Origin of the sequence: Cobetia sp. 3AK, assembly GCF_029846335.1 — a bacterium.
GTDB lineage: Bacteria > Pseudomonadota > Gammaproteobacteria > Pseudomonadales > Halomonadaceae > Cobetia > Cobetia marina.
The window spans coordinates 274,503-296,787 of the sequence record NZ_JARWKR010000004.1 but is presented as its reverse complement, the minus strand read 5'-3'; the positions used below and the strand labels follow the sequence as shown (position 1 = coordinate 296,787).

15 protein-coding genes are annotated in these 22,285 nt (G+C 61.1%); 4 read left to right on the top strand and 11 right to left on the bottom strand.

Annotation, left to right across the window (positions count from 1 at the left end; translation table 11 throughout):
• Positions 1-37 precede the first annotated feature (37 nt).
• From QD228_RS07870 to can, 11 genes are all read right to left on the bottom strand, one after another.
• Positions 38-1,258 carry an MFS transporter gene (locus QD228_RS07870; protein ID WP_279875034.1) on the bottom strand — a complete coding sequence of 407 codons (1,221 nt, stop codon included), beginning with the start codon at positions 1,256-1,258 and terminating at the stop codon, positions 38-40.
• A gap of 227 nt (positions 1,259-1,485) precedes the next feature.
• The gene (locus QD228_RS07865; protein ID WP_084208688.1) at positions 1,486-2,652 is read right to left on the bottom strand and encodes a dicarboxylate/amino acid:cation symporter; all 1,167 of its coding nucleotides are present in this window, start codon (positions 2,650-2,652) and stop codon (positions 1,486-1,488) included.
• Between the two features lie 243 nt (positions 2,653-2,895).
• Positions 2,896-3,954, bottom strand: coding sequence for a hydrolase (locus tag QD228_RS07860; protein ID WP_077376448.1), 1,059 nt, complete (start codon positions 3,952-3,954; stop codon positions 2,896-2,898).
• A 188-nt stretch (positions 3,955-4,142) separates the two neighbouring features.
• Positions 4,143-5,507, bottom strand: coding sequence for a Xaa-Pro dipeptidase (gene pepQ, locus QD228_RS07855; protein WP_279875033.1), 1,365 nt, complete (start codon positions 5,505-5,507; stop codon positions 4,143-4,145).
• Between the two features lie 53 nt (positions 5,508-5,560).
• Positions 5,561-6,487, bottom strand: a complete 927-nt coding sequence (locus tag QD228_RS07850) for a LysR family transcriptional regulator (protein WP_279875032.1) — start codon at positions 6,485-6,487, stop codon at positions 5,561-5,563.
• 379 nt (positions 6,488-6,866) lie between these two features.
• Positions 6,867-7,934, bottom strand: coding sequence for an oligopeptide/dipeptide ABC transporter ATP-binding protein (locus tag QD228_RS07845; protein WP_077376441.1), 1,068 nt, complete (start codon positions 7,932-7,934; stop codon positions 6,867-6,869).
• Positions 7,931-8,962, bottom strand: coding sequence for an ABC transporter ATP-binding protein (locus QD228_RS07840; protein ID WP_136937816.1), 1,032 nt, complete (start codon positions 8,960-8,962; stop codon positions 7,931-7,933). Before QD228_RS07840 ends, QD228_RS07845 begins: the two co-directional genes overlap by 4 nt.
• A 20-nt stretch (positions 8,963-8,982) precedes the next feature.
• Complete coding sequence (locus QD228_RS07835; protein WP_077376435.1) at positions 8,983-9,963, bottom strand: ABC transporter permease; 981 nt, start codon at positions 9,961-9,963, stop codon at positions 8,983-8,985.
• Positions 9,960-11,006, bottom strand: coding sequence for an ABC transporter permease (locus tag QD228_RS07830; RefSeq protein ID WP_077376432.1), 1,047 nt, complete (start codon positions 11,004-11,006; stop codon positions 9,960-9,962). The genes QD228_RS07835 and QD228_RS07830 overlap by 4 nt, the downstream gene beginning before the upstream one ends.
• A gap of 324 nt (positions 11,007-11,330) precedes the next feature.
• A complete protein-coding gene (locus QD228_RS07825; protein ID WP_136937815.1) occupies positions 11,331-12,926 on the bottom strand; it encodes an ABC transporter substrate-binding protein in 1,596 nt (531 codons plus the stop codon).
• Positions 12,927-13,659: 733 nt separating this feature from the next.
• Complete coding sequence (can, locus tag QD228_RS07820) at positions 13,660-14,316, bottom strand: carbonate dehydratase (protein WP_084208684.1); 657 nt, start codon at positions 14,314-14,316, stop codon at positions 13,660-13,662.
• 278 nt (positions 14,317-14,594) lie between these two features.
• Here can and gorA point away from each other — a divergent pair, with 278 nt between their 5' ends.
• The 4 genes from gorA (at position 14,595) to QD228_RS07800 (ending at position 22,253) form a co-directional block, all read left to right on the top strand.
• Positions 14,595-15,983: a glutathione-disulfide reductase gene (gene gorA / locus QD228_RS07815; protein ID WP_254696484.1), complete on the top strand. Its 1,389-nt coding sequence runs from the start codon at positions 14,595-14,597 to the stop codon at positions 15,981-15,983.
• 399 nt (positions 15,984-16,382) lie between these two features.
• Positions 16,383-17,372 carry a TAXI family TRAP transporter solute-binding subunit gene (locus QD228_RS07810; protein ID WP_103751429.1) on the top strand — a complete coding sequence of 330 codons (990 nt, stop codon included), beginning with the start codon at positions 16,383-16,385 and terminating at the stop codon, positions 17,370-17,372.
• 475 nt (positions 17,373-17,847) lie between these two features.
• Positions 17,848-20,430, top strand: a complete 2,583-nt coding sequence (locus tag QD228_RS07805; RefSeq protein WP_279875029.1) for a TRAP transporter permease — start codon at positions 17,848-17,850, stop codon at positions 20,428-20,430.
• Between the two features lie 422 nt (positions 20,431-20,852).
• A complete protein-coding gene (locus QD228_RS07800; protein ID WP_077376418.1) occupies positions 20,853-22,253 on the top strand; it encodes a PhoH family protein in 1,401 nt (466 codons plus the stop codon).
• Positions 22,254-22,285 lie beyond the last annotated feature (32 nt).

The following is a 22,285-nucleotide window of genomic DNA, read 5'->3' as shown; positions in this document are numbered from 1 at the left end:
TGGGCCCGCCTGCTGGTTGATGGCCGATCGCCCGGTCTCAGTCCGTCGTGGGGGAGGCCTCATCCTGGCTGCGTGAGCGACTCACCAACAGCCATGCCAGTGCCACGAGCGGCAAGGCGCCACCGATCGCCATGATGCCATTCCAGCCGAGATGGGCGTAGATCAGACTGGTCAGCGCCGAGCCGATCGCACCGCCGACGAAGATGCTGGTCATGTAGATGGCATTCAGGCGGCCACGGCTCTCGGGGTCGAGGGAATAGATGGCGCGCTGGCCGAGGACCATGTTGGTCTGTACTGCGAAATCGAGCAGCAATCCCGTCACGGCCAGTGCAACGACCTGTAGAGTCATCGGCATCAGCCCCGTCGCGAAGCTGGCACTGGCGAGTACCAGGGCGCCTACGGTGGCAATCGAGGTGTGGCCTGCATCTGCCAGGCGTCCGCTGATCGGGGCGGCGACAGCTCCCAACACCCCCACCAGGGCGAACAGCGCGACCTGCGTCTGCGAAAAGCCGTGTTCGTTGACCAGCTCGAGCGGTACGGCACTCCAGTAGAGACTGAATGCCGCGAACATCAGCCCCTGGTAGAGGGAGCGACGACGCAGTACCGGTTCATCACGCAGCAACTTGCCGAGGGTCTTGAGCAGCGCGGGATAGCTTGAGGTATGGCGTGGCTGGCGGCTGGGGACCACCCGCCATACCACGCCCCCGACCAGCAGCATCAAGGCGGCACCGACGAAGAAGATGCAGCGCCAGCCGAAGTGATCCGCCAGCAGGCTGGAGGCGGGCCGTGCCAGCAGGATGCCCAGCAGCAATCCGCTCATGATGTTGCCGACCACGCGGCCACGGCTGTGTTCCGCAGACAGGTGAGCCGCCAGCGGGATCAGGATCTGCACCGAGACCGAGCTGACACCGATCAGCAATGACCAGAGCAGAAACGAGGAGGGAGCATCCGCCAGCCCCGCCAGTACCAGGCTCGCCGCCGAGATCAGGATCGTGGTGATCAACAGCCGCCGGTTTTCCAGCAGATCGCCCAGCGGTACCAGAAACAGCAGGCCAAGCGCATATCCTCCCTGGGTCAGCGCCACGATGAGACTGGCGCTGCTTTCTGACAGTCCGATGTCGCCCGCGATCATGTTGATGATCGGCTGCGAGTAATAGACATTGGCGACGATCGCGCCGCAGCAGAAGGCAAACAGCATCACCAGGGCGCTGCTGATGCCGTCGCTGGGGGGCGAGGAAGAGGTGTCGGAGGGAGTCATGCGTGATTGCCCCGTGTCATGAATGAAATCCATCACTGTCACGGGGAAGGTGAATCCCCATGGCCGCGTCGAAATAACAGCTCTGACATGCGGTCAAGGGGACGCGACCATAAGGGCTGGATGGCGCAACTCTGGATTCCAGTCGGTCATGGCGTCAGTCAGCACCGATGTCACCGGGCAGGCGGCCTGACCTTCTGCTTGAGGCGATGCCGCCTGTCGTCTCGGCTTCAGCGATACCGCTGGCGATCCTGTTCAGCTTCGGCGAAGCGGTCGATCCACTGTACCAGCGCGCCGTCACCCGCCACATTGCAGGCCGTGCCGAAGCTGTCCTGCGCCAGATAGAGCGCCATCATCAGGCCGACGGCGGCAGCATCGAACCCCAGCAGACTCTGGAGCACTCCGACCGATGTCATCGCGGCGCCGCCAGGCGAGCCCGGCGCGGCGATGATGGTAACCCCGAGTGCGGCAATGAACGGCAACAACGACATCAGGTCGGGCTGCGGCAATGCCGGCGTCACCAGGATGACACCGATGGCGCAGATGGTCAGCGTGATGGCGCTGCCACACATGTGGATCGTGGCAAGCAGCGGAATGGCAAAGCTCGAGACCGAGGGCGAGATATGATTCAGACGCGTCTGGCGCACGGTCACGGGGATCGTCGCGGCGGATGACATGGTGCCGGCGGCAGTGAAGTAGGCCGGCAACATGTTGCGTAGCGCCACCAGCGGTGCACGGCCGGTACTCATGCCACTGGCGAGGTAGAGAAGACTCAGCCACAGCCAGTGCAGGGTCAGCGCGAGAATCAGGATCATGCCGAAGCTTTTCAGCGTGTTGGCCACCGTGCCGGCGATGGTCATCTCGCAGAACAGGCCGGCGATATAGAAGGGCAGTGCCGGTATCAGTGCCTTGGCGATGAACCGCTCGACGATGTCACGACCCCCGTCGGCAAGATTGCGCAGGCCATCATGGCCGGTGGCGGAGATACCGATCCCGAACAGGAAAGCCGTGACCAGGGCGGTGCTGATATCGGTCAAGGGGGGGATGTCCAGCGCGAAATAAGGTTGGAGCACCATCGGGTGACTGGCGGGCATCTGGGTGTGGCTCACGATATGTGGCACCAGTTCGAGACCCACCACCGCCGACATCAATCCGGCCAGCGTGGTAGAGGCATATGCCAGCACCATGGTCAGTGCCAGCAGCCGCCCGGAGGAGCGCTCGAGACGTGCGATGCCGCTCATGATGAAGAACAGGATGATCAACGGGATGGCATACTCCAGCAGCTCGCCGAACAGCACCTTGAAGGTGAGCAGGCTGCGCACGAGGATGTCCGGGGCCCATTGACCCAGCAGTACACCGGCGACGATGCCGAGTACCAGACGAAAAATGAGGTTCATTATCAGACCAATAGCCTAGGTATCAGGCGCGCAGTCTACCATCCTCATGGCATCGCGACAGTGCAATCCTTCTTCTCTCTATATACCGTTATCTTGTCTGTGTTTCCTTTTACAGAAATGACGGCGTCTTCGGGCCGGAAGACGTCTGTGAATCTGACCTGCGAAGGTCTCCGCGTGCTCGCCCCACGATACAGGGCAGCAGTCACGCGGCAGGTGCTCGAACGAGGCGGCAGGCAACGTCAGTTACAGCGTTTCCTGCTGAACACTGTGACGCTGACGGGAGTGTGACAATGCTGACCAATCCGTGAGCTGGCGCGTGATTCTGCGTGCCAGCCAGGACGACAGGCGACCGCGCCGCCACTCGATGAAGCCGACATGCCCGCCGCGTTCGCTCAACTCGATCCGCACCGCTTCAGAGGGCTGCGGAAACCGCGAGAACAGATCACGAGGCATGAAGGGATCGTCCAGCGACTGCAATATCAGGGTCGGTAGCTCGATGTCTCGCAACAGCCGGCCGGCCGAGGCGCGGGAGTAGTAGTCACTGGCCGAGGAAAACCCATGCAAGGGCGCCGTGACTTCGTTGTCATAGGCCCAGAAGCTGTTCAACTGCGTCAGCTGGTGCGCACCGATGGAGATGGGCAGCGGCCCGTTGGCCAGCTTGGCGGCCACCTTGGCTTTCATGCTCTTGAGCAGATGTCGCTGATAGAGTCGCGAGCTGCCCTGATTCAACACGTCGGAGCTTGCCGCGAGATCCAGTGGTGCGCTGATCGCGATCGCCCCGGCGAGGTCCAGCCCATCTCCGCCTTGTTCCGCCACCAGCTTGAGCAGCATGTTGGCTCCGAGAGATACGCCACAGGCCACCTTGAGGGCATGAGGGTAACGCCTGCCCATCTCCCCCAGAACCCAGTAGGCATCCGCCGTGTCACCACTGTGGTAGGCCCGCGGCAGTCGGTTGGGCGATTGCCCGCACCCCCGGAAATGCATCAGCACGGGCCGCCACCCCAGACGCGCTGCCGCATTGAGCAGATCCCGAGCGTAGGGTGACTCCAGATTGCCTTCCAGGCCATGGAACAGCACGAACAGCGGGGCGTCATCGGACAGTTCAACTTCCCGTTCGCGACGGCTGTTGCCATCACTGGTCACCCAGGAGAGTTCGACGAAATCACCGTCCGGCAGGTTGAGTATCTCGGTGCGGCGAGACAGCGGGGCGCGGGGCAGCAGGCGGGGCAGCAAGGTCTGGACATGGCGATTGCGCAACCCCAGAGCGGGCCGGAACTCGGAGGTGAAGATCGAATGAGGCATGACGCTGACTCCAGAGACAGGAAATCCCGAGCAGGGGCATCGCGCGCCACATGCCAGGATTTCCTGACTTCCATTCAGTGATTCTTTACGTCTGATACCAGGGCTGGCTGCATCATTTCATTATCCATCGGTCACTGCTAGTTGCACTGCAGCATGATGCGCCGTCGTCGGTCAGGTCACTGCGCTGCTCACAATCCGGTGTCGGGGCTGCGCGTCAGGTTCTCGGCGCCATCGGCGGTGATGACCAGATTGTCCTCGATTCTGACACCGCCATGAGGTGCCAGGGCGTCTACCAGTGACCAGTTGATCGCCTTGCCCCGTGCATCGCTGCGCAGTGGCTCGAGAAGCATGGGAATGATGTAGCAACCCGGCTCGATGGTGATGGCCATGCCGGTCTCGAGTACGCGGGTCAGGCGCAGCATCGGGTGACCTTCCGGAGGGTGACGCACCTCACCGCTGGTGTGATCCGGAATTCGACCCGCGACATCATGCACCTGTAGCCCCAGCAGGTGCCCGAGACCATGCGGACAGAAGGCGGCGGTGATGCCTTGTGCGACCTGCTCCTCGGCAGGCAGGGAAACCACGCCCAGTTCACGCAGCAGCTCCCCCAGCTCGCGATGCATTTCCAGGTGAAGCTCGACGTAATCGACCCCGGGCGCCAGTCTGGCGATCAGGCGCTTCTGGAGTGCCTCCACGCCCTCGATCAGTGAGCGGTAAAGGGGCAGCGCGTCATCACCCGCCCAGCTGCGGGTGATATCGGAGGCATAGCCGTGCACGCTGGCACCGGCATCCACCAGCAGGCTGCGGCGGGAATCAGGCGTCTGTAGGCCATAGTGCTGGTAATGCAGTACCGCGGCATGTTCGTTGAGGCCGACGATATTGCCGTAGGGCACATCGGATTCGCGTTGGCGGGACGCGCCGAGATATGCCAGCTGGATATCAAGTTCCGCACCGCCCTCCATGAAGGTCCGCCGGGCAGCCAGGTGGCCACGGGCAGCGCGCAGGCTGGCCTCTCTCAGACAGGCGATCTCGAATTCGCTCTTGCAGACGCGCCCCTCGTCCAGCTGACGGACAAGCCCGAGCGGATTGGGCAGCGCCTCAAGCTCGCTGACCACCTCCGGCTGAAGCTCGGCGATCTCACCCACCAGAGCCACGCGGCCCTCGGGACGCTTCGGCAGTGTCGGCTTGCCTAGATGCACGATCTCGAAGCACGCAGCCCAGGGGGCGATGTCAGGTGTCGGCAACGTGGGCGACAGGTGCCAGAAATCATCAGGGGCATACAGATAGAGCGTTGGACGCTCACCCGGACGAACCAGCAGCCAGCTATCGCTCAGGCCTGCCATCGGCACCCAGTGAAGGAAGTGAGCATGGGACTTGAAGCTGGCATCCTGGTCATCGGCGAAATGCCGTTTCGGCTTGCCGCTATGCAGCACGATGGCGTCCAGATCATGCTGTTGCATGGCAAGCTCATAGCGCGCCTGCAGCGCCGCCAGATGCGCGCGATGTGCCTCGGCATGGGTCAGTGCGGGGTCATTCAGGCGAGGTTCGAACATCTGTCTTCCTTATGTCAATGTGGTTCAGAGCTGCGCTGTCGCCGGTGAGTCCTTCAGGTCAGTCCGCCGGACTCCGGTGGCTTGCCAAGCCGCGACCATAGCTCACTGACGCTGGCGTGACGTGGCTCTCGCGGGCGATAGAGTCGAATATGCAGTGGCAGATCCCAGCGTTCATCTCCGGCGCGCACCAGCTGCCCGCTGGCCATCTCCGCGGCCGCCAGACGCTGTGGCAACCAGCCGATGCCGTAGCCCTGCAGCACCAGTGCCTTGATGTTGGCTGCCTGGATGTTCTCGTTCATGGTCACCAGGTGTGCCTGGACGGGCACCTGAGCCAGGTGAGCCGTCAATGAGGTCGCGATGACGGCGCGAGGGTGAGGGCTGATGAACGGCAAGGGATTGCGACGCGTGCCCGGCAGGGGGTGAAGCGGGCTGCCATCCGCCTGGGGCGCACATAGCGGGATGAAGCACTCCTCACCGACCACCAGGTATTGGTAGCTGTCCAGTTCAAAGCCGAGATCCACACGTGCCTGAGGCCAGTAACACATGGCCAGATCACACTCGCCGCGATCCAGACCATGAAAGTAATCCGCCGCCAGCCAGCCCGTCGCACGCAGATAGGGAAACACCTGCTCCCGCAGCTGGCGCTGATCCAGCCATTCGGGCAGGAAATGTGATACCAGCGATTGCGGCGCACCGAGCGAGATCTTGCTGGCCTGCTGCTGGGCCATGTCCTGCAGACGTTCACGCGTGATGCGTACCCGCTCGGTAATCTGCTCGCACAGCTGGAGAAACTCATCCCCGGCAGGGGTGAGTGACAGTGGCAAGGTCTGACGATTGATCAATGTGGTGCCCATCTCCTCTTCCAGCAGTTTGATACGGCGAGAAAAGGTGGGCTGAGAGACATTCTGTGCATCGGCTGCCCGTGAAAAGTGACGGGTCTGAGCCAGAACGATGAAGTCTTCGAGCCAGCGTATTTCCATGGATTCGGTGTGCCTCGTCGGCCTGTCAACAGGCCATGTCAGGAGGTCGGGCGCACATCTCTGCGGACGTGTCACACCAGGGTATCTTGCGGGGAGGTCAATGGCGCCATGCCCGGCAGCGTTCATCGTGACGATTCGCTACCGGGCGGATTGACCCCTTGGTCAATATCGGATCTGCGAGATGTTGCCCTAGACCGAGAGTGGGATGCAATCGTCGATCCGTCGATGTCGACCCGAAAGTCCACGCCAGGCATGTCATCAGACGGCAAGGCAGTCGGCTTGCGCCGGCTGCCTTGGACATCGCCATCCGTGCCCCGAGGGCCGGGCCCTGAGGCACGGGGCGACTCACCACGGAGTGGCATCTGGGCAGGTGTCCTGCTCAGTCGATTCTGCCTTCCTCGACGGCATGGCAGGCCACCTGACCACCCTCGATGGCGATCAAGCGCGGGATCTCCCGACGGCAGCGTTCATTGGCATGCGGGCAGCGGCCATGGAAGACGCAGCCCGATGGCAGATTCACCGGGGTCGGCACCTCACCCTCCAGGCGGATGTGATTGGGCTTGTCATCATGCAGGCGCGGTATCGCCGACATCAGTGCCTGGGTGTAGGGGTGTCTGGGACGAGCGAACAGCGAGCGAGTGTCCGCCAGCTCACACAGGGTCCCCAGGTACATCACGGCGACACGTGTCCCGAAGTGCTCTACCACGGCAAGATCGTGGGTGATGAACAGGTAGGTCAGATCCCGCTGTTCCTGCGCATCCATCATCAGATTGAGCACCTGAGCCTGAATCGAGACATCCAGTGCCGAGATCGGCTCATCGGCGACGATGAACTCGGGGTCCACCGCCAGTGCGCGGGCAATCGAGATGCGCTGGCGCTGGCCACCGGAGAACTCGTGGGCATAGCGCTTGCCCCAATCCGGGTCGATCCCCACCGAGCGCATCACTTCCTCGATCTTGTCTCGGATCTCACCATCCTTCAGTGTCGGCTGGTGGAAGCGCAGCGGCTCCTCCAGCGTCTGCTGGATGGTCATGCGGGGATTGAGCGACGCATAGGGGTTCTGGAAGATCATCTGCATGCGACGGCGATAGGGCAGCAGGTCCCTGGGTGCCATGTCATCGATACGTGTCCCGTCGAACCGTATCTCCCCGCCACTGGGCTTGAGCAGCCCCATCACGGTACGTGCGACCGTCGACTTGCCACAGCCGGACTCGCCGACGACACACAACGCTTCGCCACGCTTGACGTCGAGAGTGACGCCATTGATGGCATGCACGTACTCCTGCTTGCGCCGCAGGCGTCCCTTCTCGAAGGTCAGCTGTTCGAGGAAGTCACCGGACAGCGAGAAGCGTTTCTCGAGATCGCGGATCTCGACCAGGGTGTCGCCGAGCGCGGCACTTGTCCCGCTGGCGAGACGCTCCTCTGGTGTGAGAATGGCCTGACTCATGCGTTCACCTCCGTTCGGGGAGCCTGGGAGGCATCGGTGACGATCGGGGTCCACGACTCTCCTTTTACCATCGCCTGCACCATGTGACAGGCCACCTTGCAATTGCCGGATGCCACGAAGGCGGGCACCTGCTCATGACAGACATCCGCCGCGAAATCACAGCGCGGATTGAAGGCGCAGCCAGCCGGAATCTTGGTCAGCGTGGGCATCGAGCCGCGAATCTGATTCAGGCGACTACCGGGCGTGGCCATCTGGGGCAGGGCGTTGATCAGCCCCTGGGTATAGGGGTGCTGAGCATCATTGATGATCTCGCGGGTCGGGCCCTGCTCGATCACGCGGCCGGCATACATCACCAGGGTGCGCTGGGTCACCTGGCTGACGACACCCAGGTCGTGGGTGATCAGGATCAGCCCGACATTGTGCTTCTCGCACAGCAGCAACAGCAGCTCCATGATCTCGGCCTGGATGGTCACATCCAGTGCGGTGGTCGGCTCATCGGCGACGATGATGTCCGGGTCCAGCAGCAACGCGATGGCGATGATGATGCGCTGACGCATGCCACCGGACAGCTCGTGCGGGTACTGATCAAGACGCTTTTCCGGTGAGGGAATGAAGACCTGATTGAGCTTGTGCAGGGCGATGGCGCGCGCATCCTTGCTGGAGATGCGGCGGTGCGCCTTCAAGCACTCGATCATCTGTTCGCCGATGGTCAGCACCGGATTCAGCGTCATCATCGGGTCCTGGAAGATCATCGAGATGCGATTGCCGCGAATCGATTGCATCGCCTTGGGCTTCATGGTGTTGAGCACTTCGCCATCGAATTTGATCTCGCCGCCGGCGATGTAGCCGGGCTTGGCGATCAGATTCAGGATGGTGAAGGCGGCGACCGACTTGCCGGCCCCCGACTCACCCACGATGCCCAGGCGTTCGCCACGTTCCAGCGTGAAACTGACGTCGCGCAGGGCGCGGACCTCGCCGCCTCGCATGGCGAAGCGGACATCGAGGTGGTTGACTTCAAGTAATGCCATTGTCTTGATTCCTCGCGGCTTCAGCCCTTGTAGAGGCGGGGGTTCATCACGTCACGCAGCCAGTCGCCCAGCAGATTGATCACCAGTACCAGCAGAATCAGCACGCCACCGGGAATCAGCGTGATCCACCAGCTGCCTGACTGCAGATAGTCGAAGCCGGATTTGATCAGTGAGCCCAGTGACGGCTGGGTTTCCGGCATGCCGAGGCCGAGGAAGGACAGCGCCGCCTCCGAGATGATCGCGTTGGCGATCTGCACGGTGGAGATGACGAAGATCGGCGACAGGGTATTGGGCAGAATGTGGCGGAACATGATGCGGCGGGAGCGGAAGCCCATCACCCGTGCGGCATCGACATATTCCTTGCTCTTCTCCGCCAGCACGGACGCCCTGACGGTGCGCGCATACTGGGGCCATTCCGCCAGCCCGATGATCAGGATCAGCAGGATCAGCGCATAGTCCGAGAAGGCGGCGCCACCGAAGGTCGCCTTGATGATGGCACCCACCACGATGGCCACCATCAGGGTCGAGAACGACAGCTGGATATCCGCCATGCGCATCAGGAAGGCATCGACACGTCCCCCCAGATAGCCCGCCAGCAGCCCGAAGGTCACGCCGAGCAACGCCTGCAGAATCACGGCACCGAAGCCGATCAGCAGCGACACGCGCGTGCCGTACAGAATGGTGGAGAGCAGATCCCGCCCCTGGGCATCGGTGCCCAGCAGGAAGGCCGGATCACCTCCCGCCATCCACGCCGGCGGAAGCTCCGAGTTCATGATGTCGATGGTGGCCAGGTCATAGGGGTCCGCCGGGGCGATCCATGGGGCGAGAAAGGCCCCGAGCACCATGGCGATGAAGACCAGCAGGCAGGCCTGGGCCATCCAGTCACGCTTGAAGCTGTAGACCAGATAGGACTCACGGAAGCGCTGCCAGCGTCCGGGGACCGCGATGGAGCTGGTCTTCGGAGTGACGGGCGTATGGGTCTCGGAAGTGGAATGGCTCATGCCGATTTCCCCGCAAGCTTGACGGTGGGGTTGACCAGACCGTAGATCAGGTCGACGAGCGTATTGGTGATCACGAAGATCACGCCGACCATCATCAGGTAGGCCACGATCAGCGGAATGTCGGAGCGGGTGATGGCCTCGAGGAACATCAGGCCCATGCCCGGCCACTGGAAGACGGTCTCGGTCAGGATGGTGTAGGCCACCATGGTGCCGATCTGTACACCGCCGACGGTGATCACCGGCAGCATGGTGTTCTTCAGTGCGTGCAGGAAGTAGATGCGCTTGAGGCCGATCCCCTTGGCACGCGCGAACTTGATGTAGTCCGACTGCAGGACCTCCATCATCTCGGCGCGAATCAGGCGGATGAACAGCGGCAGCATGATCGAGGCCAGCGAGATGGCCGGCAGTACCAGATGCCAGAGGCCATCGGCGGTGAAGAAGCCGCTGGACCAGGGGCCTGCCACATGGACCAGCTCACCCCGCCCGTAGGAAGGCATGCCGCCATCGGTGGAGAGCATGCCGTTCAGCACACTGCCCCAGGGGGTATCACCGGGGAACCAGTCCACCGTGACGCCGATCGCGAACAGCTGGATCAACACGATGGCGGTCAGGAACACCGGCACCGAGATCCCGATGATCGAGGTGCCCATGAACAGGCGTGACAGCCAGTTGCGTGGGCGGATCGCCGCGAACACGCCGATGGGGGCAGAGAGCAGGATGATGATCAGGCTCGAGGCCATCACCAGTTCCAGCGTGGCGGGCAGGTGCTTGAGTATCACCTCGGTCGCTGGCTGCTTGTAGAAATACGAGGTGCCGAGATCCCCTTGCAGGGCATTGCCGGCAAAACGCAGATATTGGGTGATGAAGGGGTCGTTGAGCCCCATTTCATCGCGCATGACTTCACGCTGGGCTTCTGACACGGCCTGGCCGGTCATCTCGCGCAGCGGGTCGCCCAGGTTGTCCTGAATGGCGAAGCTGATGATGCTGATCACGAACATGACCAGTACGGCGTGCATCAGGCGTTTGATCAGAAAGGCAATCATGGATCGCCACCTTCCTCGTGAACATCACGGTCTCGCGCGCGGCGGCCTGGTCTGGCTGGCCAATCGCGCTGGGTGTCAGGAGTCCCGCCTGTCGCTGGCCTGTCATCGGGCACAGGCTCCCCAACCCATCACCGAGAGGCGATGACCAAGGGGAAGGAACAAGCGGGGGTAAGTCGTCGCCTTCAGCCAAGCAGGGCAACCAGAGAGCTCACGTTGCCTGTCTCCGGTTGCCTGACTTGCCTGTCGCGAGGGGTGCGTGGCCAGGAACATGGCACTGGACGATGCAAGACGGTCCAGTGCCTGTCGCTCACTCACGGCGTGGGATCAGTCCTGGTCGATGACCAGATCACCCAGGTACGGGAAGTTCATCACGTTGAGGACCGGCTCGATGTTGACGCCATCACGCGCGCCCCAGGCAAGGTTCTGCCAGTGCAGCGGCACGAAGCCGGCATCGTCGTAGACGGCTTTCTCGGCAGCCTGCAACATCTTGGCGCGCTTCTCGGTGTCGGTCTCCAGGTTGGCCTCGGTGACCATCTTGTCGACGTCCGGGTTGCAGTAGTTGCCGGAATTGTACTGACCGACACCGCTGTCGGCATCCGGGCAGAAGGTCAGGAATTCGAAGAAGTTGGCGCTGTCTTCGGTATCCGAGTGCCAGCCGATCATCATCATGTCGGCCGCACGTGCATCATATTCCGGCCAGTATTGGGCCTTGGGCAGGGTCTTGAGATCTACCGTGATGTTGATCTTGGCCAGCATCGAGGCGACGGCCTGAGCGATCTTGGCGTCGTTCACATAGCGGTTGTTGGGCGCCATCATGCTGATCTTGAAGCCATCTTCGTAACCGGCTTCCTTCATCAGCTCCTTGGCCTTGGCCACGTCATAGCGCGGTGTCAGCTCAGGATTGTGGCCCTGATAACCATCCGGCGACATCTGGGCAGCGGGGGTCGCGAAGCCCTTCATCAGCTTCTGGGCGATACCTTCCTGATTGATGGCGTAGTTGACCGCCTGGCGGACACGCTTGTCCTTGAAGGCTTCGACACGTTCCTGGTTCATCTGGAAGGTGATGATGCGGGTGCCGCCCATCTCGACCAGGTGCACGCCATCCTGCTTGCGGATGCGTTCCAGGTCGGTCGGCGGTACCGGCGCGATGAAGTCCATGTCGCCGGAGAGCAGCGCCGCGACACGGGTGGCGTTTTCCTTGATCGGCGTCAGCACGATGTCGTCGACATTGCCCGGGGATTCGGTATCCCAGTAATCCTCGAAGCGCTCGAAGCTGATCTTCACGCCCTGCTGACGGTCAGTGACCTTGTAGGGGCCGGTACCGGACTCGTTGCGTGAGGCGAAGGTGTTGGCGGCCTTGGCGATCTCATCCTTGGCCTTGCCGTCTTCGGTCTCGCCGGAATAGAACTTGCTGTCCATCGGGAAGATGTAGGTGGCGGCATTCAGCACCAGCGGGAAAGGCTTGTCGGTCACCAGATCCACGGTGTAGTCATCCACTGCCTTGACGTCAGTGAACGGTGCGAAGATGGCCTTGAAGTCAGCACTCTTCTTGAGGCGCTCGATGGTCCAGACCACATCCTTGGCGGAGAAATCATTGCCGGAATGGAACTTGACGCCTTCGCGCAGATGGAAGCGCATGGTGTTGTCATCGACACGCTCCCAGCTCTTGGCCAGACGGCCATCGAAGCCCAGATCCTTGTTCCAGCGAATCAGCGGGTCATAGACCATGTGCGACAGCTGCAGAGTGCCGCCGGAGAGTTGCTCGTGGATATCGAGCGTGACCGGGTCTGCGTCGTAGGCCATGCGCAAGGTGACATCTTCGGCCAGGGCTGGTGTCGCCATGGCCAATGTCGCGCTGCCGATCAGCGCGCACAGGGTCTTCTTTTGGAAGAGGGACTGGAAGGCATTCTGACGGGTCATGAGCTTCCCTTTGCTTGTGATGTTTGGTTGTTCTTGTGGCTCTCTTCGCATTGTCTCCCTCAGGGCGACACGCAAGGATGCGCTTTCACAGTAGTGAGACACGCCGCACAGAGACAATCGAAATGTTGACTAGCCAGATTCAGGCCGTGAATAGCGGTGTCGACAAAAGCGCAACACACACGTTGCTGGTGCATCACGAGGCAAGGGCGTCTTGCATGGCGTCGGTTGACGATGGCAAGTGTCGTTCAGGACGGTTGGTTTAGTCTCTTGCCTGCGTCACGTGGGGAGAGCGTGAGTGGTGATGGCATTCCGACAAAGGGAATTGAAGAGATATTCTTATTCAATTCAATGGCTTGATGGCGATATGCATCCTGGCTCATCGAAAGGCGGCAAGAGAGCCACGCCATCGTGCCCTCCCGCGAGTCGGGCAAACGATGGAGCCTGTCTTGCGGAGATGGCAGCGGGGAAATTCTTGACGAGGCGGTGTTCCCGGACGAGGAATCCGAGATTGCCTGGAAGGAAACGATGAGATGCACCGTTCTGGTGCGAGGCTTGATTCGCGACTAAGGTCTAGTCGTTGTGCGCAATTTCGCGGGCGTCATACACCCGAAATCAACGCTGCAACGTGACACGCCTCCCGAAAGGAAGGCGTGTGGTGGCGCACCGCTGGCGAGCCGAGAAGCCTCAGGCGTGGAGGCAGAGCCGGGTGCGCCTGCTCACTTACTCATTTCACTTACTCATTGCTGCCGGCGACAGGCGTCAGGCGGTCAACCCGATAGAGGTTCGGCACCTGGGAGAGACCGCTGATGGTGCACTCCAGGTTGTTGACGCGACCATCCGAGAGGCCATAGACCCAACCATGGATCTGCAGATTCTGACCGCGCTCCCAGGCACGCTGGAGAATCTTGGTACGCGCCAGGTTCTGTACCTGAGAACGCGCATTCAGCTCACACATGCGGTCGACCTGTTCGTCCAGCGGCAAGTCCTTGAGCTCGGCGTGATGCAGGTTGTAGAGCTCGCGCAGACTGTGCAGCCAGTAGTCCACCATGCCGTTGTCCCCGCCGGTGATGGCAGCGCGTACACCACCACAACCGTAATGGCCGACGATCATGATGTGCTCGACCTTGAGGACATCCACGGCGTACTGGATCACTGACAACGCATTCATGTCGTTGTAGTGAATCAGGTTGGCGACGTTGCGGTGAACGAAGACTTCACCCGGCGGGAGGTCGATGATCTGGTTGGCGGGGACGCGTGAGTCGGAACAGCCGATCCACAGATAGTCCGGATTCTGCTGGTCGGAGAGTCGCTTGAAGAAGTCAGGATCACGCTCGGTCATGGACTCGGCCCAGACCTTGTTCTGCTCCAACAGCTTTTCAATATTGCTCATGGCGAGGGGACCACTTATCAGGATGACGGGGCAGGGGAAGATGTTGTACAGACATGCTTGCCGCCGCCAGGCCCTCTGCAATGCAATACGTCAACATCGCAGGCCATCGTGAGCGGCGCATGTTGTAACTTTTGTCTAACATCATTGGTATTTTTACCGCGCGATGACCTGCAGGGTCAACCAGCAGTCACGATGGCGGATGACCGCAGCCCACGTCATGGGGCTGCCGAGGGGCATGACTCCTGATACCATGTGGCCAATTCATCAAGGAGATTCCCGTGTCCGATCAGACCCAACAGCCTGTGACAGGCCAGTTTGACTTCGACCTGTTCGTCATTGGCGCCGGTTCCGGCGGTGTGCGTGCAGCGCGTACTGCCGCAGCCACCGGTGCACGCGTTGCCGTCGCGGAAGATCGCTATCTCGGCGGCACCTGCGTCAACGTGGGTTGCGTGCCGAAGAAGCTCTACTCCTATGCGGCTCACTACCATGATTCCTTCAAGGACAGCGCAGGTTTCGGTTGGAACATCGGCGAGGCTCCCCGGTTTGACTGGGCCACTCTGCGAGATCGCAAGACCGCCGAGATCACGCGCCTGAACGGCATCTACCGCAACATGCTCAACAACTCCGGCACCACGCTGATCGACGGCCGTGCCACGATCGCCGATGCCAACACCGTCGAAGTCAACGGCAAGCGCTATACCGCCGCGAAGATTCTGGTGGCTACCGGTGGCTGGCCTTTCCTGCCGGACTTCCCGGGCCGTGAGCATGCGCTGGATTCCAACCGCATCTTCGATCTCGAGCAGTTCCCCAAGCGCTTCTTCGTCATTGGCGGCGGCTACATCGCCGTCGAGTTCGCCAGCATCTTCAATGGCCTGGGGGCCGAGGCGCATCTGAGCTATCGCGGCGAGCTGTTCCTGCGGGGCTTTGACGATGAAGTGCGCGCCTTCACGCGCGACGAGATGGCCAAGAAGGGCGTCAACCTGCACTTCAACACCACCGTGCAGTCCATCGACAAGCAGGGCGATGTCTATCAGGTCAGCCTCAGCGATGGCCAGGTGCTGGAAGTCGACTGCATTCTCGCCGCGACCGGTCGCAAGCCGAACATCGATGGTCTCGGGCTCGAGAATGTCGATGTCGAGCTGAATGCCGACGGTACCGTGCGCGTCAATGAGCGCTTCGAGACCACCACGCCTTCCATCCTGGCACTCGGTGACATCACCGGCGGGCCGGAACTCACGCCGGTCGCGCTGGAAGAGGCCATGCATCTGGTTCGCGCACACTTCGGTGATGGCGTGGTCGGTGGCCTGGATTACGACACCATCGCGACGGCCGTGTTCTGTCACCCCAACATCGGCACCGTCGGCCTCAGCGAGGAAGCGGCGCGCGAGAAGTTCGACAGCATCCGTGTCTACACCGCCGATTTCCGCCCGATGAAGCACACGCTGTCCGGCAGTGACGAGCGCAGTCTGATGAAGCTGATCGTCGATGATGCAACCGACAAGGTCGTCGGCGTCCACATGGTGGGGGATGAGGCAGGCGAGATCATGCAGGGCATCGGCATTGCCGTACGTGCTGGCTTGACCAAGACCGACTTCGACTTGACGGTCGGTATCCACCCGACCGCTGCCGAAGAATTCGTGACCATGCGCAGCGTGACCCGCACTTGACGCCCCATGCAGGCGACGGTGAGGAAGCTCTGGGCTATTCCATGGGCAGCGTTACCATTCGTTGACACTCGTCAGCGATCGCCAGCTTGAAAAAACGCCTCGCGGCATCACCGCGGGGCGTTTTTTGTGCGCGAAGGGCGCTTGACCAGTGAATTTCTTGTCTGCCAGTTCAGGTCACCACATGATCTTGCCAGCGTATACACCTTTCGTAGCATAAAGCTTTTCCGTTACGTACCAGAGACATCAGCTATGCTAATCTCATCTCAGCGTCGAGCATCTACAAGTTGCTGAAATATCAACCTTGTCATGCAATGCGGTGATCAGGTTGTCTCCTTCGCAGTGTTCAGCCGGGATGCAAGACGGCAACACCAATAACAAGCCAGCAAAGGGAGTTTCAAGATGACCATGATCAAGAAGTCGTTGACAGCGGCGGTCGCGACCGCAGGTCTTGGCCTGATGGGGATCTCCGGTGGCGCCAGCGCCGCGGAGCAGACCTTCGTGACCATCGGCACCGGCGGTGTCACCGGCGTCTACTATCCGGCCGGTGGTGCCATCTGCCGCCTCGTGAATCGTGGCAAGGCGGAACACGGCATTCGTTGCAGCGTCGAGTCCACGGGTGGTTCAGGCTACAACCTGAACAGCATTCGTACCGGTGAGCTGGACATGGGCGTCGCTCAGTCAGATGCCCACTACAACGCCTATGAAGGCGAAGGTGACTTCGCGGACTTCGGCCCCAACAAGGAACTGCGCTCCCTGTTCTCCCTGCACCCGGAACCGTTCACCGTCGTTGCCCGCAAGGACAGTGGCGTGACCGAGTTCGATCAGCTGGAAGGCAAGCGCATGAACATCGGCAACCCGGGTTCCGGTCAGCGCTCCACCATTGACACCCTGCTGTCTTCCCAGGACAAGGACACCAGCGTCTACTCGGTGGCATCCGAGCTCAAGGCTTCTGAGATGTCCTCCGCGCTGTGCGACAACAAGATCGACGGCTACGTCTATGTCGTGGGTCACCCGTCCGGTTCCATCAAGGAAGCCACCACCACCTGTGACGCGACTCTGGTCAACGTCACCGGCGACGCGGTCACCAAGCTGGTCGACGAGAAGCCGTACTTCTCGGTCGCCACCATCCCGGGCGGCATGTATCGCGGCAACGATGACGACGTCACCACCTTCGGGGTGCGCGCCACCATCGTGTCCAGCACCGAAGTGGAAGATCGTGTCGCCTACGAGGTGGTCAAGGCCGTGTTCGACAACTTCGATCAGTTCCAGCGTCTGCACCCGGCCTTCCAGGTGCTGAACAAGGAAGAGATGGTCAGTGCATCGCTGACAGCTCCGCTGCACGATGGCGCCAAGCAGTACTACAAGGAAGCGGGCCTGCTGAGCGAGTGATGCGGTTGACTCGCTTGCCTGTCGCAGGCTGATCAGGCTTCACCACGGAGACCGCACATGTTGCGGTCTCCGTGCTTGTGCAGGAACCGTTGTGCAGGAACCGTTGTAGAGACCTCACCTTCGTGACTCGTCGTCCTCATGAGTCTCAGCTCCTGCATGGCCAATGGATGGCTGCCGCCGGCGGGTCTGGTGATGCAGCAAGGCGCATGACTCATCCCGTCGGTCTGAGCGGTGAGCAGGTGGGGAAGGTGGTACCCCGAGCGTCGCTCGGCGCTGAGTCAGGAAATATCGTCCTGATTCAGCCAATTAATGGAAACATCCGTCAGGCCGGACATACTGAAGATGTAACCTGCTTGATAAGCATGTGGCTGTGCAGCGTCATCCTGGGTCGGGAACATGGCGGGTAGACGTAGATGCCGTTTCCTGATGATGCCTGCCAGTCATCGCCTGACTCGCGTTGATCGGATCATAAAAAATGACCAAAACTCAATCTTCACCGCCGTCCTCTGCGCCTGGCGCCGAGACGGATCATGATGCAGAAGTGCAGAAGATGCTCGAATCGGAGGTCGGCGGGCGTCATCCGGAAGGCTTCGTGGGGCGCCATTTCATGTGGCTGATCCCGCTTGCCTGGTCTCTTTTCCAGCTCTATCACGCCTCGCCCTTGTCGCTGCTGAACTCCGACACCGCGCGAGCCGTCCATCTCTGCTTCGCCATCTCGCTGGCGTTCGTGGCCTATCCCGCTTACAAGGGCGCGCCCGCCAATCGTATTCCTCTGTATGACTGGGCGTTGGCGATATTCGCCGTGGCAGGCGTGGCCTACGTGCTCATCTTCAGTGACGAACTGGCGCGACGAGCGGGTGCCTATACCACGACGGACCTCGTGTTCTCGGGCATCGGCCTCCTGTTGCTGCTGGAAGCGACCCGTCGCGCGCTCGGGCCGCCGCTTGCGGTCGTCGCCACCGTCTTCCTGCTCTACAGTCTGTTTGGCGCCTACATGCCCGATGTCATCGCGCATGCCGGGGCCAGTCTCAACAAGCTTCTGGGGCATCAGTGGCTGACCACGGAAGGGGTCTTCGGTGTCGCGCTGGGTGTCTCCACCGACTTCGTCTTCCTGTTCGTGCTGTTCGGCGCCTTGCTTGAACGCGCCGGTGCCGGCAACTACTTCATCCGCATGGCCTTCTCGATGCTCGGTCACATGCGTGGCGGACCGGCCAAGGCTGCCGTGGTGGCGTCTGGCCTGTCGGGGATCATTTCCGGCTCTTCCATCGCCAACGTCGTGACCACCGGGACCTTCACCATCCCGTTGATGAAGAAGGTCGGCTTCCCTGGCACCAAGGCAGGCGCCGTCGAGGTGGCAGCCTCCACCAACGGCCAGCTGACACCCCCGATCATGGGCGCTGCCGCCTTCCTGATGGTGGAATATGTCGGCATCCCCTATCTGGATGTCATCAAGCATGCCTTGTTGCCTGCACTGATCTCCTATATCGCGCTGATCTACATCGTGCACCTGGAAGCGTGCAAGGCCGGCATGGAAGGCCTCAAGCGGACGCACAAGACCAGCCTGATGGCTTCGATGCTGACCTTCCTGACCGTCTTCATAGGCATGGGCGTGCTCACGCTGGTGGTCTATTACGGTATCGGCTGGATCAAGGGTCTGGCGGGTGATGGTGCGGTCTATATCGTGCTGCCGCTGCTGCTGGCGTCCTATGTCGGCCTGATCGCCTATTCCGCCTGCTTCCCTCCGCTGGAGGAAGGGGACATCGATGAATTGCCGCCGGTGGGTCCGACGGTCAAGGTCGGTCTCTATTTCCTGCTGCCGGTCGTGGTGCTGGTGTGGTGTCTGACCGTCGAGCGCATGTCGCCGGGGCTTTCCGCCTTCTGGGCGGTGCTGTTCATGATTTTCATCACCGTGACCCAGCGCCCATTGGTCGCGATCTTCCGCAAGGAAGGCAATCTGGGGGGGGCAACCCAGCGTGGCGGTGAGGACCTGTTCCATGGTCTGGTCATCGGTGCCAAGAACATGATCGGGATCGGTGTCGCCACGGCGGCGGCCGGTATCGTGGTCGGTACCGTGACCCTGACCGGGCTCGGGCTCAAGATGACGGCATTCGTCGAGTTCATCTCGGCAGGCAACCTGATGCTGATCCTGATCTTCACTGCCGTGATCAGTCTGATTCTGGGCATGGGGCTTCCCACCACGGCCAACTACATCGTGGTCTCCACGCTGATGGCGCCGGTCATCGTCAATCTGGGTGCCGAGAACGGCCTGATCGTGCCGCTGATCGCCGTGCACCTGTTCGTGTTCTACTTCGGGATACTGGCAGATGACACGCCACCGGTGGGTCTGGCCGCCTTCGCGGCGGCGGCCATCGCCAAGTCAGACCCGATCAAGACCGGTATCCAAGGCTTCACCTATGACATCCGCACCGCGATCCTGCCCTTCATGTTCATCTTCAACACCAACCTGTTGCTGATGAACATCGATAGCTACTGGCATCTGGCGATCACCATCGCCTCAGCGGTCGCGGCGATGCTGGTCTTCGCGGCGGCCACGCAAGGTTATTGGCTGACGCGTACCCGCTGGTACGAGACCATCGGTCTTCTGCTGATCACCTTCACGTTGTTCCGTCCGGGCTATTGGTGGGACATGGTCTATCCGCCAGTCACCATGGCGGCTCCGCAGCAGATCGAGACCCTGATGGAGGAGGCGCCGGTCGACAGCAAGCTGCCGATTCATGTGTCAGGCATCAATCTGGATGGCGATGAGGTCTCCAAGACCGTGCTGCTGCCGGTGTCGGATGCCGACAGTGGCGAAGCGCGCCTGAGCGATGTCGGTCTGACGCTGGATATCAGCGACAAGCAGGTGCTGGTCAGCATGGTGGAATACGGTAGCGTGGCACAGCAGGCCGGTATCGATTTCGATTTCACCATCGATGGCATCCAGCAGACCGCTGAACGTCCGCCGAAGGAAATCGCGATGCTGCCAGCCATCGTGCTGTTGTGGTTGATCGGCTGGTTGCAGGTGCGCCGTCGCCGTCGCGAAAGTGTCACTGCCTGATGTTTCGGGGTCTGGACGATCGAGACCCGTGACATTGTGCACCCGCCAATGAAAAACCGCCCCTGACATCGTCAGGGGCGGTTTTTTTCATCTGTCCTTCCGCAGCGCTCCTGGCGACGCGGTTGTCTGACGATCTGGCGGCAGGGGATGTCTGGCAAATGAAATCTGGCAAATGAAAAGTGGAGAGAGTCCAGTGGCTGCGTGCTCATGACTGCACGAGATGCTCGGCAGGAAGGCCGGCAACATGGCCGTGACGAACAGCAGATGAGAGTGCGGCCAGCAGAGCCGGGGACAGATTATGCGCCTGCGTTGCGTGACCTGTCAGCACCCTGTGCGTGAAATCGAGCGCCAAATTGAAACATCCTCGACATATTCAGCGTGATAGCTTCAAAGGGCACACCCCAACGGAAGGCATGTCGCCAATGGTAAGAGTCGAGAAGCAGTCCCGTCGTCTGTACGTCCTCGATACCAACGTGCTGATACACGACCCCTCCGCCATCTTCCAGTTTGACGAGCACGATGTCGTCATTCCGATGACGGTGCTGGAGGAGCTGGACAAGCACAAGAATGGCCACAAGGAAATTGCCCACACTGCTCGCCAGATCAGTCGCACCCTGTCTGATCTCACCGCCGACATCACACCACAGGAGATTCTGCGCGGTATTCCACTGCCGGGCTCGTTGAATGGCGCCGGCAATCTTCATTTTCTCTCCGGTAGCATCGATCAGAGCGAGGCAAGCGCCGACAACCGCATTCTTGCCGAGACACGCAGTCTCGCGGCGCGCAGTCAGGATGCATCCGTCATCCTGGTGACCAAGGACATCAATCTGCGCATCAAGGCAGCGGCACTGGGCATGGCCGTCGAGGACTATCTGACGGATCGCGCCTTCAGTGACAGCGATGCCATGATCGAGGGCGTGAAGCTCTATCACGAGGCTGGGCCTGACGGTCAGGGCGTATGGGATGACCTGCAGGTGGATGTCACCGTCAGTCGCGAGAATCATCGCACCTTCTACACCCTCGCCGGCCAGATGCCCAAGGACTGGTATCCGGGAATGTTGATCGCGGATTGTGATCGTGGTGCCAGCTTCGAGGCCATCGTGCGCGAGCTGGACAATGATCACGCCTGCCTTGAGGTATTGCAGGATTTCCGCAACGAGCGTAGCGCCTGGGGCGTCAATGCCCATGACAGTCGCCAGAATTTCGCGCTCAATCTGTTGATGGATGAGAGCGTCGACATGGTCTCGATTGCCGGGAGTGCCGGGACAGGCAAGACCTACATGACCCTGGCGGCGGCATTTGAGCAGACTCTGGAGAAGAAACGCTTCGAACGTATCATCTTCACGCGCGCGCCGATCGCCATGGGGGAAGAGATCGGCTTTCTCCCCGGGACCGAGGAAGAGAAGATGTCGCCGTGGATGGGCGCCTTCCACGACAACATGGACAATCTGCTGCGCAAGGAAGGCGAGGGCACCAGCGCGTGGAACGAGGAGGCCACCCGTGCCTGGATTGGCAACCGTGTCCAGATTCGCTCGCCGTCCTTCATGCGGGGGCGAACCCTCAGCGACACCTTCCTGATCATCGATGAGGCCCAGAACCTGACACCGAAACAATTGAAAGGGCTGTTGACCCGGGCTGGTGCCAACACCAAGGTCGTGCTGCTGGGCAATGTCGGGCAGATCGATACGCCCTATCTGACGGCCAATACCTGTGGTCTCGCGGTGGCAGTGCAACGCTTCGCCAATTGGCCGCATGCCGGTCACGTCACGCTCAAGTGTGTCGAGCGTTCGCGTCTGGCACTGGTGGCGGAAGAACTGCTGTAGATTTCTCGACAGCGGTGAGCATGGTATGACGT

Coding starts and splice junctions, on each gene's coding strand:
- QD228_RS07870 (WP_279875034.1), bottom strand. CDS start 1,258: ATGACTCCCTCCGACACCTCTTCCTCGCCCCCCAGCGACGGCATCAGC.
- QD228_RS07865 (WP_084208688.1), bottom strand. CDS start 2,652: ATGAACCTCATTTTTCGTCTGGTACTCGGCATCGTCGCCGGTGTACTG.
- QD228_RS07860 (WP_077376448.1), bottom strand. CDS start 3,954: ATGCCTCATTCGATCTTCACCTCCGAGTTCCGGCCCGCTCTGGGGTTG.
- pepQ (WP_279875033.1), bottom strand. CDS start 5,507: ATGTTCGAACCTCGCCTGAATGACCCCGCACTGACCCATGCCGAGGCA.
- QD228_RS07850 (WP_279875032.1), bottom strand. CDS start 6,487: ATGGAAATACGCTGGCTCGAAGACTTCATCGTTCTGGCTCAGACCCGT.
- QD228_RS07845 (WP_077376441.1), bottom strand. CDS start 7,934: ATGAGTCAGGCCATTCTCACACCAGAGGAGCGTCTCGCCAGCGGGACA.
- QD228_RS07840 (WP_136937816.1), bottom strand. CDS start 8,962: ATGGCATTACTTGAAGTCAACCACCTCGATGTCCGCTTCGCCATGCGA.
- QD228_RS07835 (WP_077376435.1), bottom strand. CDS start 9,963: ATGAGCCATTCCACTTCCGAGACCCATACGCCCGTCACTCCGAAGACC.
- QD228_RS07830 (WP_077376432.1), bottom strand. CDS start 11,006: ATGATTGCCTTTCTGATCAAACGCCTGATGCACGCCGTACTGGTCATG.
- QD228_RS07825 (WP_136937815.1), bottom strand. CDS start 12,926: ATGACCCGTCAGAATGCCTTCCAGTCCCTCTTCCAAAAGAAGACCCTG.
- can (WP_084208684.1), bottom strand. CDS start 14,316: ATGAGCAATATTGAAAAGCTGTTGGAGCAGAACAAGGTCTGGGCCGAG.
- QD228_RS07810 (WP_103751429.1), top strand. CDS start 16,383: ATGACCATGATCAAGAAGTCGTTGACAGCGGCGGTCGCGACCGCAGGT.
- QD228_RS07805 (WP_279875029.1), top strand. CDS start 17,848: ATGACCAAAACTCAATCTTCACCGCCGTCCTCTGCGCCTGGCGCCGAG.
- QD228_RS07800 (WP_077376418.1), top strand. CDS start 20,853: ATGGTAAGAGTCGAGAAGCAGTCCCGTCGTCTGTACGTCCTCGATACC.